Here is a 14257-nt window from a genome sequence, read left to right on the forward strand (position 1 = left end):
GGCATGCTTACGAACGATAGTCTGCGTTGATCGAAACGTAGTCGTGCGACAGGTCGCAGGTCCAGACCGTGGCGGCGGCCTGGCCGCGGCCGAGCGCGATGCGCACGGTGATCTCCGCCTGCTTCATCACGCGCTGGCCGTCTTCCTCACGATAATCGGGATTGCGGCCGCCGTCGCGCGCGACCAGGACATCGTCCAGCCACAAATTGACACGCTCGACCTCGAGATCGTCCACGCCGGCATAGCCCACCGCGGCCAGGATGCGGCCAAGGTTGGGGTCCGAGGCATAGAAGGCGGTCTTGACCAGCGGCGAGTGCGCCACCGCGTAAGCGATCAGGCGGCATTCCGCCACGTCCTTGCCGCCTTCGACCTGGATGGTCATCAGCTTGGTGGCGCCCTCGCCATCGCGCACGATCATCTGCGCCAGTTCCTGCGACAGGTCGGTCAGCGCGGCGCGCAGCGCCTCGAAATCGGCGCCCTCGGCACGCTCGATGACCGGTGCCCCGGCCTGGCCGCTGGCGATCAGCACGAAGGAGTCGTTGGTGGACGTATCGCCGTCGATGGTGATGCTGTTGAACGAGTGATCCGCCGCGTACGACACCAGCGCCTGCAACACGTCCTGCGACACGGTGGCATCGGTGGCGACGAAGCCCAGCATGGTCGCCATATTGGGACGGATCATGCCCGCGCCCTTGCTGATGCCGGACAGCGTCACGGTCTTGCCGCCGATCTGCACGGTGCGCGAGGCAGCCTTGGGCTGCGTATCGGTGGTCATGATCGACTCCGCCGCGGCCAGCCAGTTGTCGGGCCTGGCATTGGCGATGGCGGCCGGCAGCGCGGCGGTGATGCGGTCCACCGGCAGCGGCTCGAGAATCACGCCGGTCGAGAACGGCAGCACCTGCTCGGCGGCGATGCCGAGTTGCGCAGCCAGCGCATCGCAGGTGGCGCGGGCGTTGGCCAGGCCTGGCTCGCCGGTGCCGGCGTTGGCGTTGCCGGTGTTGACCACGATCGCGCGGATGCCCTTGCCCGCGGCCAGGTGCTCGCGGCAGACCTGTACCGGCGCTGCGCAGAAACGGTTGCGGGTGAACACGCCGGCCACGGTGCTGCCTGCGGCAATGCGCACCACCAGCACGTCCTTGCGGTTGGCCTTGCGGACTCCCGCTTCGGCCCAGCCGAGCTCGACGCCGGCGACAGGTTTCAGGTTCTCTGCCAGCGGCAGGGGCAGGTTGACGGCCATGTGCGTTCCTCTATGCGTTCGTCGTTGCTGATTTGCTGGCGCCAGGAGACCAAAGGCCCGCGCATGCCGCGCGGAAAACGCCGCCCCTGACGAACATGCCCGCTTGCGCGGGCATGTTTGCTGACTTCACCGTGCGCGGCTTAGCTGAGCTTGCCGTGGCACTGCTTGAACTTCTTGCCGGAGCCGCACGGACAGGGATCGTTGCGCCCCACCTTGGCCATGCTCGCGGCTTCGGCCGCGGCGGCGTAGGCGATGCCGGCGCGTTCCGGCGCGGTGCTGCCAGCGCCCTCCGCCGCCTGGCCGGCCTCATCGAACTCGTCATGCTTGTACTGCACGTTGCCGAGATGCGACAGGCCTTCCTCGATCTGCTCCGAGGCTTGCTCCAGTTCCTCCGGCGACTGGATCTGCACGTTGAAGATCACGCGCGTGACTTCGACCTTGATCACGTCGAGCAGGCGGGCGAACAGTTCGAACGACTCGCGCTTGTACTCCTGCTTGGGATCCTTCTGCGCATAGCCGCGCAGGTGGATGCCCTGGCGCAGGTGATCCAGCGCCGCCAGGTGCTCGCGCCAGTGGGTGTCGATGCTTTGCAGCATCACCGAGCGCTCGAAGCCGGCAAAGGATTCGCGGCCAACCTGGCCGACCTTGGCATCGTAACGCTCGTCGGCGGTACGCATGATCAGGTTCAGCAGTTCTTCGTCCTCGATGCTCTGGGCAGCCTCGATGGTCCTGGCGAGCGGGACCTCCAGCGACCAATCGTCGCGCAGCTTGGCTTCCAGGCCGGCGATGTCCCACTGCTCTTCCATGGTGTCGGCCGGCACGTGGTCGCGGAACATGTCCACCAGCACGCTCTCGCGCAGGTTCTTCACCATCTCGCCGACGTCATGCGACTCGAGCACTTCGTTGCGCAGCTTGTAGATCTCCTTGCGCTGGTCGTTGGCCACGTCGTCGTACTGCAGCAGCTGCTTGCGGATGTCGAAGTTGCGGCCTTCCACCTTGCGCTGCGCGGATTCGATCGAGCGCGTGACGATGCCCGCCTCGATCGGCTCGCCTTCCGGCATCTTCAGGCGTTCCATGATGGCGCGCACGCGGTCGCCGGCAAAGATACGCAGCAGCTGGTCGTCCAGCGACAGGTAGAAGCGGGACGAGCCCGGGTCGCCCTGGCGCCCTGCGCGGCCACGCAGCTGGTTGTCGATACGGCGCGACTCATGGCGCTCGGTGCCCACGATATGCAGGCCGCCAGAGGCCTTGACCTGCTCGTGCAGCGATTGCCATTCCCCTTCCAGGTGGGCGATGCGCGCGGTCTTGTCGGCGGCGGAGAGGCTTTCGTCGGCCTCGATGAAGCCAGCCTGCTTTTCCACGTTGCCGCCCAGCACGATATCGGTACCGCGGCCCGCCATATTGGTGGCGATGGTGATCATCTTGGGCCGGCCGGCCTGCGCCACGATCTCGGCTTCGCGAGCGTGCTGCTTGGCGTTGAGCACCTGGTGCGGCAGATCGGCCTTATTCAGCAGGCCGGACAGGTATTCCGAGGTCTCGATCGAGGTGGTGCCCACCAGCACGGGCTGGCCTCGGTCGTAGCAGTCGCGGATATCGCGCACCACGGCGTCGTAGCGCTCGGTCGAGGTCTTGTAGATCTGGTCCTGGAAGTCCTTGCGCTGGGCGCCGCGGTTGGTGGGGATGACCACCACTTCCAGGCCGTAGATCTCCTGGAATTCGTAGGCTTCCGTATCGGCCGTACCGGTCATGCCGGACAGCTTCTCGTACATGCGGAAGTAGTTCTGGAAGGTGATCGTGGCCAGCGTCTGGTTTTCCTGCTGGATGGTCACGCTTTCCTTGGCCTCCACCGCCTGGTGCAGGCCGTCGGACCAGCGGCGGCCGGTCATCAGGCGGCCGGTGAACTCGTCGACGATCACGACTTCGTCGTTCTGCACCACATAGTGCTGGTCGCGATGGAACAGGCTGTGCGCGCGCAGGGCGGCGTACAGGTGGTGCATCAGGGTGATGTTCTGCGGCGCGTAAAGCGATTCGCCCTCGCCGATCAGGCCTTGCTGCACCAGGATCTCTTCCGCCTTCTCGTGGCCGGCCTCGGTCAGGTAGACCTGGTGGCCCTTTTCGTCGACGTAGTAGTCGCCGGGCTTCTCGACGCCGGTGCCATCGGCCTTTTCCTCGCCGATCTGGCGCTCGAGCAGCTTGGGCACGCCGTTCATGCGCTGGTACAGGTCGGTGTGATTCTCCGCCTGGCCCGAGATGATCAGCGGCGTGCGCGCCTCGTCGATCAGGATCGAGTCCACTTCGTCGACGATGGCGTAGTTCAGCGGCCGCTGCACGCGCTGACCCGGGTCGTAGACCATGTTGTCGCGCAGGTAATCGAAGCCGAACTCGTTGTTGGTGCCGTAGGTGATGTCGGCACCGTAGGCCGCCGCCTTCTGGTCATGCGGCATCTGCGACAGGTTCACGCCGACCGACAGGCCGAGGAAGTTGTACAGGCGCCCCATCCACTCGGCATCGCGCTGTGCCAGGTAGTCGTTGACCGTGACAACGTGCACGCCCTTGCCGGTGATGGCGTTCAGGTACACCGGCAGCGTCGCGGTCAGGGTCTTGCCCTCGCCGGTGCGCATTTCGGCAATCTTGTTGTCGTTCAGCACCATGCCGCCGATCAGCTGGACGTCGAAGTGCCGCATCTTCATGACCCGCTTGCTGGCCTCGCGGCATACCGCGAACGCCTCGGGCAGCAAGGCCTCGAGCGTTTCGCCAGCGGCGTGGCGCTGGCGGAAGGTCTCGGTCATGGCACGCAGGTCGTCATCCGAGAGTGTCTCGAACTTCGGTTCCAGCGCATTGATCTGCGCGACGGTCCTGCCATATTGTTTGATCAGCCGTTCGTTACGGCTGCCGAAGACTTTCTTGAGAAGGCCCGTGATCATCGATTGCTTTCACCTACGCGAGTGGTACGCCGCCGTGGTACGCACTAGGCGGCCTGGCCGCCGGCTTGGCCGGCTGCCCAGGGCGGACCGCGCGAGGATAGGAAGATTGGCGCAAAACGCCGAGTTTATCACGCGCGCGGGTCGCGACCGGTTCCAGGTGGCAGGCGAAACAGTGTGCAAACCACACCGGGTGCCTGCTGCCACTTGACGACACAGGCTGGTAATAATGCCGCATTCTTCACATCGCCGGTCCGGATGCAACCCACGCATCCATTTCCTCCGACATCGGGGCGCGCCCCCGGTTCTTCAACGGATGGCGTTGCGATCGGTGGGAACCGGCGCCTGGGCAAGCTGGGCGGGTGCCGCTTTAGCCACAGCCAGGAAGCGATTCGGGTTCTGCGGCACGCCGTCCACATGCACCTCGAAGTGCAGGTGCGAGCCGGTGGAACGCCCGGTGGAGCCCACCAGCGCTATCTGCTGCCCGGGCTTGACCAGGTCGCCGGCCTTCACCAGCATCCTCGAGGCATGCGCATAGCGGGTCTTGAGGCCGTTGCCATGATCGATGTCGATCAGGTTGCCATACTCGGGGTGCCACTCCGCCGCCACCACCACCCCGCCCGCCGCCGCGACGATGGGGGTACCGGCCGGCGCGGCGAAATCGACGCCGTCGTGCGGGGTGCGGCGTCCGGTGAAGGGATCGAAACGCCAGCCAAAGCCGGAAGCATCGTAGCCCGTCGCCACCGGCAGCACGCGGGGGATTCGGCGATCCTGGATCTGCCGGTCCAGCAGCGTGCTTGCCACCACATCGAAATAATCCGCGTGCCGTTCCGCCTGGTCCGACAACTGCGCCAGCGCAAGCTGCAACTCCGGCAGGGTCGAGGCGCGCGACTGCGCCGACGGCGCGGGGCCGCCGCGCCCGGGCGGCTGCTGGAAGTTGAATTCCTTGGGCGCAATGCCGGCGAGGCCGGAAACCCGCTCGCCGAGCGCGTCCAGCCGCACCATGCGCGCCTGGATCTCGCCCACGCGGGCAGCCAGCACATTGAGATTGGCCCGCAGGTAGGGATCTTCGCCAGCGGCGCGGGCCGGCGCACCCATGCCGGCCAGGCCGGTGCGCGCGACGACCCAGGTCAGCGCCGACGATGCCAGCGCAACCGCCAGGCACAGCAGCAGGATGCAGGCAAGGAGCTTCCCTCGCGACAGGGTGAAATGACGCACGCGCGGCAGGCGCGGATGAAGCACGATGATCTGCATGATGCGACTCCTTCCATGCGGCGCCCGGTGCCGGATGCGCGGCCTCGGCGGATAAGCCGCCTCGCTCGCGCCGGCGGCACGCTAGAATGCGCGCATGCGCATGTTTACCCACTACGCCCTCCAGACACCCGCCGCCAAGCCGCTCAACGACTGGCTGGACAAGGCCGGCCCGGTCTCCGCCCTGATGCAGACGGCGCGGGAACTGGCCGTGCTGGAAGCCGAGGTGCTGTCGCTCCTGCCGCGCGGACTGCAGGACGGCATCGCCGTGGCTGGCGTCAAACAGGACAGCCGCGGCATTGGCCAAGGTCAGGGGGAGCGGACATTGCTGTTGCTCGCGGCCCATGGGGCAGCGGCCGCACGGGTCCGGCAAGTGGTTCCCACGCTACTTGGAAGACTGCAACAGCGGGGCTCGCAGATTACCGCAATCCGGGTACGGGTTCAACCGGACGTCGGGCGCAAGAGCGATTGGGATACCGGACCGGTGGAGCGGCCCAAGGTGGCGAGAATGTCGGCGACGGGCTTGTCCAGCATCGATCAGCTGGCGCGCGAGCTCCCGGATTCGCCATTGCGGGATGCGTTGAATACGCTGTTGTCGCACCACCGCTAGGCCATTTCGATCCCGGTTCTGGCGGCAGGTCCGCCAGGACGGAAGCGCAGGCGTAAAAAAGCCGGCTCAGAGGCCGGCCTTCAGCAGGACCAGCGGCTCGCGCCGGCCCGGCAAACCCGCCGGCCCTTACGCAAAGGCCGGCTGCAACTGGGGCAGGAACGCCGGCGGCGCGTCCTCGACCCGCTCGAACGTCACCACCTCGTACGCTTCCTGGTCGGCCAGCAAGGCGCGCAGCAACTGATTGTTGAGCCCATGCCCCGACTTGTTGGCGATATAAGCGCCGATCAGGGGATGGCCGACCACATAGAGATCGCCGATCGCATCCAGGATCTTGTGCCGCACGAACTCGTCGCCGTAGCGTAGTTCCTCGTTGTTCAGCATGCGATGCTCATCGAGCACGATCGCATTGTCCAGGCTGCCGCCGCGCGCCAGGCCCATTTCGCGCAGCGCTTCCACCTCGTGGGCGAAGCCGAAGGTGCGGGCGCGCGCGATCTCGCGCACATAGCTGGTGTCGGCGAAATCGATGGAAAAGGTCTGGCCCGTCTTGTCCACGGCCGGATGGCGGAAGTCGATGGTGAAGGCAAGCTTGAAGCCGAAGAACGGCTCCAGCCGCGCCAGCTTGTCGCCCTCGCGGACTTCCACGGCCTTCTTCACGCGGATAAAACGCTTGGGCGCCGATTGCTGTTCGATTTCCGCGGACTGCAGCAGGAAGACGAAGGACGCAGCGCTGCCATCCATGATGGGAATTTCTTCAGCGTCGACGTCCACATACAGGTTGTCGATGCCAAGGCCCGCGCAGGCGGACATCAGGTGTTCCACGGTGGACACGCGCGCGCCGTCCTTCTGCAGGACCGATGCGAGGCGCGTATCGCCGATGGCCGATGCGTTCGCGCGAATCTCGACAGCCTCGGGCAAATCGACGCGGGTGAACACGATTCCGGCATCCACGGGAGCCGGGCGCAGCGTCAGCGTCACTTTACGGCCCGAGTGCAAGCCTATGCCAACGGTCTTGACCAGGGATTTGATGGTGCGCTGTTTGAGCATGACGATCTCAGCTATTATTAAAATCTATCAATTACACTTTCTGATATAGTGATTTTACCACTGCTTCGTTTGCTGCGCTGCATCACTTTGTTTCGGTGTGTTATCACCAAAGAAATATCTTACAACAAGTGCACAATAGACCACTATAAAGTCGTCTATTGACACATTCCCGTATTACGCGCGCAACGCCGCAAGGACGGCTTCCGCACTGCTGACCTTGAACTCGCCAGGGGCTTCGAGCCACAAGTGGGTCACCACGCCATCGTCCAGCACCATGGCGTAGCGCTTGGAGCGCACCCCCATGCCGCGTGCGCCGAGATCCTGCTCCAGCCCCAGGCGGCGCGTCCATTCGGCGCTGCCATCGGCCATCATGCGCACCTTGCCGGCGGTATTCTGCTCGCGGCCCCAGGCGCCCATGACAAAAGCGTCGTTGACCGACACGCACCAGATTTCATCCACGCCAGCCGCCCGCAGGGCATCGGCCTGCGCCACATAGCCCGGCACATGCTTGGCCGAACAGGTGGGCGTGAAGGCGCCGGGCAGGCCGAACACCACGATCTTGCGGCCGCGCGCCAGTTCGGCGGCCGAGAACGCGTTGGGACCCAGGGCGCAGCCACCGGCTTCGACCTCAAAGAACTCGTTCAGCGTGGCGTCCGGCACACGCGCTCCAATAGCGATCATGGTGTGTCTTCCTGTCTGGGTAAAAACCCTGTTTAGCATCATAGTGCGCCCGCTGCGGGCGCCCAAGGCTGTTCGCCGCCCATTGTGGCATCGGACGCATCCGACACAGGCGTGACCAGGTTCTGGCGCAAGGGAGCATACGACAACCCGCGCGAGCTTGCGCGGATGTGCCGGATCGCCTTCAAAAGCGGCGCATAAGGCAGCCCATGCAGGACCAGCGCCTTGCGCCAGCCATGAAGTCACACCGGGCTTCGAAATTCGAAAAAAGATTGTGGCGCGGCGATCTTGCGATCGCCGCGCGGACGGCGGCACATCCCGGCCGGGAGGGGCGGGAGACCAGTCCGGGGAGGCGGCCGGAGGCACGCCTGTCCCGGCGACGGGATGCGAGCTGAGGGCGTCAGCGCGGGTGCGGCATGGCTGGCTGCCGGTCAGTCCACCACCACCGGGCGCAACACGAGCGGATAGGGAGCGCTAGCGTGTTTCGCTGGTTCGGGGTCGCGGGCTGGCCGGCAGCCGGCGCAGTGCCGGCACCTTGCCGGGCCAACTCAGTCCGCCTGCTTGCGCAGGAAGGCCGGGATGTCGTACGTATCCACGCCCTTTTCCTGCAGTGCCGCCACATGGGCGGATGCAGACTCGCGCGAACTGCGCCATACCGCCGGCGTGTCCAGGTTGCTGTAGTCGGGCGCGTTGCTGTGGCTGACGCCGACGTTGTTGGTCATATTGCCCATCATCTGCACCGGCATATTGTCGGTACCGGTCTTGAGCAGGGTCATCGGCTGCTGCTTCTTCGCCGAACGGCCCAGGCCGGTCGCCACCACCGTCACGCGCAGCGCATCGCCCATGGAGTCGTCGTAGACCGTACCGAAGATCACGGTGGCATCTTCCGCGGCATAGCTGCGGATGGTGTTCATGACTTCCTTGGTTTCCGACAGCTTGAGCGAGCGGCTGGCCGTGATGTTGACCAGCACGCCGCGCGCGCCGGACAGGTCCACGCCTTCCAGCAGCGGACTGGCAACGGCCTGCTCGGCAGCCAGGCGGGCGCGGTCCACGCCCGACACGGTCGCCGTGCCCATCATGGCCTTGCCCTGCTCGCCCATGACCGTCTTCACGTCTTCGAAGTCGACGTTCACCAGGCCATCGACATTGATGATCTCGGCGATGCCGGCCACCGCGTTGTGCAGCACGTCGTCGGCGCACTGGAAGCACTTGTCCATCTCGGCGTCGTCGCCCATCACTTCGAACAGCTTCTCGTTGAGGACAACGATCAGCGAATCGACGCAGGCTTCCAGTTCGCCGGAACCGGCTTCCGCCACCTTGGCACGGCGCGCGCCTTCGAACTCGAACGGCTTGCTGACCACGCCCACCGTCAGGATGCCCATCTCCTTGGCAACCTGGGCCACGACCGGAGCAGCGCCGGTGCCGGTGCCGCCGCCCATGCCGGCAGTGATGAAGACCATGTGCGCGCCACGCAGCGAGTCGGCGATCTGCTCGCGCGCCTGATCCGCGCAGTTGCGGCCGACCTCCGGCTTGGCGCCAGCGCCCAGGCCGGTGTTGCCCAGTTGCAGCACGCGCGAAGCGCTGGAGCGCTTGAGCGCCTGGGCGTCGGTGTTCATGCAGATAAATTCGACGCCTTGCACGCCACGGCTGATCATGTGCTGCACGGCGTTGCCGCCCGCGCCGCCCACGCCCACCACCTTGATGATGGTGCCGTCCTGCATTTCCGTTTCAATCATGTCAAAGTCCATCACTGCCTCCAAGAAGTATCAGCCGCCAAACGCTGCAGCCTCCCCGCCGCAACCCTTGGTTACTGAACAAGAAACCATCCAATGAAACTGCCTGTTCAACGGCCTGCACACGATCTGGTGGACAGGCCGGCCCTTCACTCAACACCAACCAGGCCGCCGGCAAGCTCAGAAGTTGCCGACGAACCATTCCTTCATGCGGGTCCACACCTGCTTGACCGAGCCGCTCTGTACTGCCACCTTGCGGCCGCGCATGCGTTGCACGCGGCCTTCGAGCAGTAGTCCCATTACGGTCGAATAGCGCGGACTCTTAACAACTTCGTGCAAATTTCCACGATATTCCGGCACACCGACACGAACCGGTTTGAGGAAGATATCCTCGCCCAGTTCCACCATGCCCGGCATCATCGCCGTGCCGCCGGTGATCACCACGCCCGACGACAGCAATTCTTCATAGCCCGATTCGCGCACCACCTGGTGCACCAGCGAGTACAGTTCCTCGATGCGCGGCTCGATCACGGCCGCCAGCGCCTGGCGCGACAGCGTGCGCGTGCCGCGGTCGCCGACGCCAGGGACCTCGATCATGTCTTCCGGATCGGCGATGGCCTGTTTGGCGATGCCGTACTGGATCTTGATGTCCTCGGCATCGGGCGTCGGCGTGCGCAGCGCCATGGCGATGTCGTTGGTGATCTGGTCGCCGGCGATGGGGATCACGGCCGTATGCCGGATCGCGCCTTCGCTGAAGATGGCGATATCGGTGGTGCCGCCGCCGATGTCGACCAGCACCACGCCGAGTTCCTTCTCATCCTCGGTCAGCACCGCCAGGCTGGACGCCAGCGGCTGCAGGATCAGGTCGTGCACTTCCAGGCCGCAGCGGCGCACGCACTTGACGATGTTCTGCGCCGCACTGACCGCGCCGGTGACGATATGCACCTTCACTTCCAGCCGGATGCCGCTCATGCCGATCGGCTCGCGCACGTCTTCCTGGCCGTCGATGATGAATTCCTGCGTCAGGATATGCAGGATCTGCTGATCGGTCGGGATATTGACTGCCTTGGCGGTCTCGATCACGCGGGCCACGTCGGTCTGGGTGACCTCCTTGTCCTTGATCGCCACCATGCCGCTGGAGTTGAAGCTGCGGATATGGCTGCCGGCAATGCCGGTGAAGACCTCGGATATCTTGCAGTCGGCCATCAGTTCGGCCTCCTCCAGCGCACGCTGGATGGACTGCACCGTGGCCTCGATATTGACCACGACCCCCTTCTTCAGACCCTTGGACTCTGACTGGCCCATCCCGATCACTTCGTAGCTGCCGTCGGGGCGCAACTCCGCCACTACCGCGGCCACCTTGGAAGTGCCGATATCGAGGCCGACCAGTAGGTCCTTGTATTCCTTGCTCATCGGTTTTTCTCCGCGTTCTTGCTCTTGAGTCGCGTCGGATTGTTGTTCGGATTAGTGCTGGTATTTGTGCCGGCGGCCTTCGCCTTGGCCGCCGCCGCTGCCTGGGCATCGGTCAGGAACCGCACGTTGGCCGCACGAATGGCGAACCCGTTCGGATAGCGCAGGTCCGCGTACTCGATCTGCTTGCCCCATTGCTCGGTGACCTGGGGCCAGGCCACCACGAAGCGCTTGACGCGCTGGGCCATGGCGTCGCGCTCTTCGTCGTTCTGCTCGCGTCCCAGCTCGATCACCATGCCGTTGGACAGGCGGGCACGCCAGGCATAGCGCGCCGACAGCGTGAGCGCCAGCGGCTCCACCTTGAGGGGCTTGAACCAGTCGCGCATGGTTTCGAGCTTGTCCACCACATCGCCCTCGCTGTCCGGCGGGCCATCGAGGGCGAGCAACTGGGCATCTTCCTCGGCTTCGGCAGGGTTAGCGACGAAAACTTCGCCATAAGTGTTGATCAGGCGGCCACTGTCGGCATTTCCCCACGTACCGAGCGCTTCGTGCTCCTCGACCTCGACCGCCAGGCCGTTGGGCCATTCGCGCCGTACGCTGGCGCGCCGTACCCAGGGCACCGACTCGAAGATCTGCCGCGCCTCGTTGAGGTCGAGCGTGAAGAAGTTGCCCGACAGCTTGCCCAGCGCATTGGCACGCACGCTCGGCCCGTTGACGTGGCGCAGAGAGCCGCCGCTCTCCATCGGCGCCACCTCGACATGGGTGATGGCGAACACCGGCCGCTGTGCCAGCCATAGCAAGCCGGCCCCGAACGCCATCAGCGCCACCAGCGCATAGAGCGTGGAAGCGATCAGGTTGAGCAGGCGAGTGTTGTGCCACATGGCGTTGCTTTATTCCGGTTCCGGTCAGTCAGGGTTCAGTGTCTTGCTCGATCTTTGCGCCGTCAGCGCTCAGTCTGGTTTCCAGGCCGCGCTGGGATGCAGGTCCAGCGTGGCCGCCGCAACCACCTGCATGACGAAATCCTCGTAGCTGATGCCCACCGCGCGCGCCGCCATCGGCACCAGCGAATGGCCGGTCATGCCGGGCGAGGTATTCATCTCGAGCAGGAAAGGCTTGCCGTCGGCGCGCAGCATCACGTCGGCGCGCGCCCAGCCGCGGCAACCCAGCACGCGGAAGGACTGCACGGCCAGGCGCCGGACTTCGGCTTCCACGTCGTCCGGCAGGCCCGACGGGCACAGGTATTGGGTATCGTCCGTGAAGTACTTGTTCTGATAGTCGTAGTTGGCGCCGGGCGCGACGATGCGGATCACCGGCAGTGCCTCGGCGGTGGCGCCCTCCCCCACGATGGGGCAGGTCAGCTCGGCGCCGTCGACGAAGGTTTCGGCGATCACGTCGTTATCCAGCGCCGCGGCTTTCTCGAAGGCCGCGCGCATCTGGCCGGCCTCGGTCACTTTGGTCAGTCCGATCGACGAACCCTCGCGCGCCGGCTTGACGATCAGCGGCAGGCCCAGGTCGGCGGCCACGGCATCGAAATCGGTATCGGCGTACAGCATGGCAAAGCGCGGCGTGGGCAGCCCATGGGTCATCCACAGGCGCTTGGTGGCCTGCTTGTCCATGGCCAGCGCCGAGGCCAGCACCCCGCTCCCGGTATAGGGCACGCCCAATTGCTCCAGCAGGCCCTGGATGGTGCCGTCCTCGCCATAACGGCCGTGCAAGGCGATAAACACGCGGTCGAAGCCTGCCGCGGCCAGATCGGCCACCGGCTGCAGGCCGGGATCGAAGGCATGGGCATCGACGCCGCGCGAGCGCAGCGCGGCCAGCACGCCATTGCCCGACAACAGCGAGATCTCGCGTTCGGCCGAGCGGCCGCCGAGCAGCACGCCAACCTTGCCCAGCGACTTCGGATCGATATTGGGATGGGCGACGAAGCTCATGCCTGCCCCCCAGCCTGCTGCGAAACCAGTTGCCCGGGCACGGTGCCGATGGTGCCTGCGCCCATCGTCACCACCACGTCGCCGGGCCGGACGGCGTTCAGGATAGCCTGCGGCATTTCGTCGATCTGCTCCACAAAAACGGGTTCAACCTTGCCGGCCACGCGCAGCGCGCGCGTCAGCGCGCGGCCGTCGGCGGCCACGATCGGGGCTTCGCCGGCAGCATAGACCTCGGCCAGCAGCAGCGCATCCACGGTGCCCAGCACCTTGATGAAATCCTCGAAACAATCGCGCGTGCGGGTGAAGCGATGCGGCTGGAACGCCAGCACCAGCCGGCGCCCCGGGAATGCACCGCGTGCCGCGGCCAGCGTCGCGGCCATCTCGACCGGGTGATGGCCGTAGTCGTCGACCAGCGTGAAGGTGCCTTCGCCGCGGGTTTCGCCCTGCGCGCCGGTACTGGCGCAAGCCACCTCGCCGTAGCGCTGGAAGCGGCGCCCCACCCCGTGGAACTCGCGCAGCGCCTTGACGATGGCGGCATCGGACACTTCCAGCTCGGTGGCAATGGCAATGGCCGCCAGCGCATTCTGGATGTTGTGCATGCCGGGCAGGTTCAGCACCACGTCCAGCGGCGCCTCGGCATGGCCGTTGAGCTGGCGCAGCACGGTGAAGTGCATCTGGCCGTCGACGGCACGCGCATTGACCGCGCGAATCTGGGCATCCTCGGCAAAGCCGTAGCGCACGATCGGCTTGGAGACGAAGGGCATGATCTCGCGCACGTTGGGATCGTCCACGCACAGCACCGCAATGCCGTAGAACGGCAGGCGCTGGGTGAATTCCACGAACGCCTGCTTGAGCCGGGCGAAATCGTGCCCGTAGGTGTCCATATGGTCGGCATCGATGTTGGTAATGACCTCGATCACCGGGAACAGGTTCAGGAACGAGGCATCCGACTCGTCGGCCTCGGCCACGATGAAGTCGCCCGTGCCCAGGCGCGCGTTGGCGCCCGCCGAATTCAGGCGGCCGCCGATCACGAAGGTGGGATCGAGCCCGCCTTCGGCCAGCACCGATGCCACCAGGCTGGTGGTGGTGGTCTTGCCGTGGGTGCCGGCGATAGCCACGCCCTGCTTCAGGCGCATCAGTTCGGCCAGCATCACCGCGCGCGGCACCACCGGGATGCGCTTGGCGCGCGCGGCCAGCACTTCTGGGTTGTCGCCGGCAACCGCGGTGGATACCACCACGGCATTGGCGCCGTTGATGTTGGCGGCGTCGTGGCCGTGCATCACGGTCGCGCCCAGCGACGCCAGGCGCCGCGTGGCGGCATTGCTGCCCACGTCGGACCCCGAGACCTTGTAGCCCAGGTTCAGCAGCACCTCGGCGATGCCGCTCATGCCGGCGCCGCCGATGCCTACGAAGTGGATGTTTTTGACGATGTGCTTCATGAA

11 protein-coding genes are annotated in these 14257 nt (G+C 65.6%); 1 reads left to right on the forward strand and 10 read right to left on the reverse strand.

Annotated features, from left to right (window positions below; all coding sequences use genetic code 11):
- Positions 1 to 7: 7 nt before the first annotated feature.
- From argJ to AC3FOF_RS23050, 3 genes are all read right to left on the reverse strand, one after another.
- Positions 8 to 1237, reverse strand: a complete 1230-nt coding sequence (gene argJ / locus AC3FOF_RS23040; RefSeq protein ID WP_488727883.1) for a bifunctional glutamate N-acetyltransferase/amino-acid acetyltransferase ArgJ — start codon at positions 1235 to 1237, stop codon at positions 8 to 10.
- Between the two features lie 140 nt (positions 1238 to 1377).
- Entirely contained in the window at positions 1378 to 4161 is a 2784-nt protein-coding gene (gene secA / locus AC3FOF_RS23045) for a preprotein translocase subunit SecA (protein WP_276268161.1), read from the reverse strand.
- A gap of 306 nt (positions 4162 to 4467) precedes the next feature.
- Positions 4468 to 5412 (reverse strand): M23 family metallopeptidase, encoded by a 945-nt coding sequence (locus AC3FOF_RS23050; RefSeq protein WP_488727884.1) that lies wholly within the window; start codon positions 5410 to 5412, stop codon positions 4468 to 4470.
- A gap of 94 nt (positions 5413 to 5506) precedes the next feature.
- Between AC3FOF_RS23050 and AC3FOF_RS23055 the strand changes: the two genes are divergently transcribed.
- Positions 5507 to 6019 (forward strand): hypothetical protein, encoded by a 513-nt coding sequence (locus AC3FOF_RS23055; RefSeq protein WP_017227550.1) that lies wholly within the window; start codon positions 5507 to 5509, stop codon positions 6017 to 6019.
- Between the two features lie 126 nt (positions 6020 to 6145).
- Here the strand turns inward: AC3FOF_RS23055 and lpxC are convergent, their stop codons facing one another.
- The 7 genes from lpxC to murC all read right to left on the reverse strand — a co-directional run bounded on the left by lpxC (position 6146) and on the right by murC (position 14254).
- Complete coding sequence (gene lpxC, locus AC3FOF_RS23060; RefSeq protein WP_017227549.1) at positions 6146 to 7063, reverse strand: UDP-3-O-acyl-N-acetylglucosamine deacetylase; 918 nt, start codon at positions 7061 to 7063, stop codon at positions 6146 to 6148.
- A gap of 174 nt (positions 7064 to 7237) precedes the next feature.
- Entirely contained in the window at positions 7238 to 7744 is a 507-nt protein-coding gene (locus AC3FOF_RS23065; RefSeq protein WP_017227548.1) for a peroxiredoxin, read from the reverse strand.
- 545 nt (positions 7745 to 8289) lie between these two features.
- On the reverse strand, positions 8290 to 9489 hold the full coding sequence (ftsZ, locus tag AC3FOF_RS23070) for a cell division protein FtsZ (protein ID WP_017227547.1): 1200 nt from the start codon (positions 9487 to 9489) through the stop codon (positions 8290 to 8292).
- A 165-nt stretch (positions 9490 to 9654) separates the two neighbouring features.
- The gene (ftsA, locus tag AC3FOF_RS23075) at positions 9655 to 10887 is read right to left on the reverse strand and encodes a cell division protein FtsA (RefSeq protein ID WP_017227546.1); all 1233 of its coding nucleotides are present in this window, start codon (positions 10885 to 10887) and stop codon (positions 9655 to 9657) included.
- Positions 10884 to 11765: a cell division protein FtsQ/DivIB gene (locus AC3FOF_RS23080; RefSeq protein ID WP_017227545.1), complete on the reverse strand. Its 882-nt coding sequence runs from the start codon at positions 11763 to 11765 to the stop codon at positions 10884 to 10886. The genes ftsA and AC3FOF_RS23080 overlap by 4 nt, the downstream gene beginning before the upstream one ends.
- A 69-nt stretch (positions 11766 to 11834) precedes the next feature.
- Positions 11835 to 12818: a D-alanine--D-alanine ligase gene (locus AC3FOF_RS23085; protein WP_488727885.1), complete on the reverse strand. Its 984-nt coding sequence runs from the start codon at positions 12816 to 12818 to the stop codon at positions 11835 to 11837.
- Entirely contained in the window at positions 12815 to 14254 is a 1440-nt protein-coding gene (gene murC, locus AC3FOF_RS23090; protein ID WP_017227543.1) for a UDP-N-acetylmuramate--L-alanine ligase, read from the reverse strand. The genes AC3FOF_RS23085 and murC overlap by 4 nt, the downstream gene beginning before the upstream one ends.
- Positions 14255 to 14257: the final 3 nt, after the last annotated feature.

This window comes from Cupriavidus sp. 96C5-1 (assembly GCF_057798855.1).

Excerpts from the sequence above, each read along its gene's own strand:
- argJ (WP_488727883.1), bottom strand. The coding sequence starts at position 1,237 with ATGGCCGTCAACCTGCCCCTGCCGCTGGCAGAGAACCTGAAACCTGTC.
- secA (WP_276268161.1), bottom strand. The coding sequence starts at position 4,161 with ATGATCACGGGCCTTCTCAAGAAAGTCTTCGGCAGCCGTAACGAACGG.
- AC3FOF_RS23050 (WP_488727884.1), bottom strand. The coding sequence starts at position 5,412 with ATGCAGATCATCGTGCTTCATCCGCGCCTGCCGCGCGTGCGTCATTTC.
- AC3FOF_RS23055 (WP_017227550.1), top strand. The coding sequence starts at position 5,507 with ATGCGCATGTTTACCCACTACGCCCTCCAGACACCCGCCGCCAAGCCG.
- lpxC (WP_017227549.1), bottom strand. The coding sequence starts at position 7,063 with ATGCTCAAACAGCGCACCATCAAATCCCTGGTCAAGACCGTTGGCATA.
- AC3FOF_RS23065 (WP_017227548.1), bottom strand. The coding sequence starts at position 7,744 with ATGATCGCTATTGGAGCGCGTGTGCCGGACGCCACGCTGAACGAGTTC.
- ftsZ (WP_017227547.1), bottom strand. The coding sequence starts at position 9,489 with ATGGACTTTGACATGATTGAAACGGAAATGCAGGACGGCACCATCATC.
- ftsA (WP_017227546.1), bottom strand. The coding sequence starts at position 10,887 with ATGAGCAAGGAATACAAGGACCTACTGGTCGGCCTCGATATCGGCACT.
- AC3FOF_RS23080 (WP_017227545.1), bottom strand. The coding sequence starts at position 11,765 with ATGTGGCACAACACTCGCCTGCTCAACCTGATCGCTTCCACGCTCTAT.
- AC3FOF_RS23085 (WP_488727885.1), bottom strand. The coding sequence starts at position 12,818 with ATGAGCTTCGTCGCCCATCCCAATATCGATCCGAAGTCGCTGGGCAAG.
- murC (WP_017227543.1), bottom strand. The coding sequence starts at position 14,254 with ATGAAGCACATCGTCAAAAACATCCACTTCGTAGGCATCGGCGGCGCC.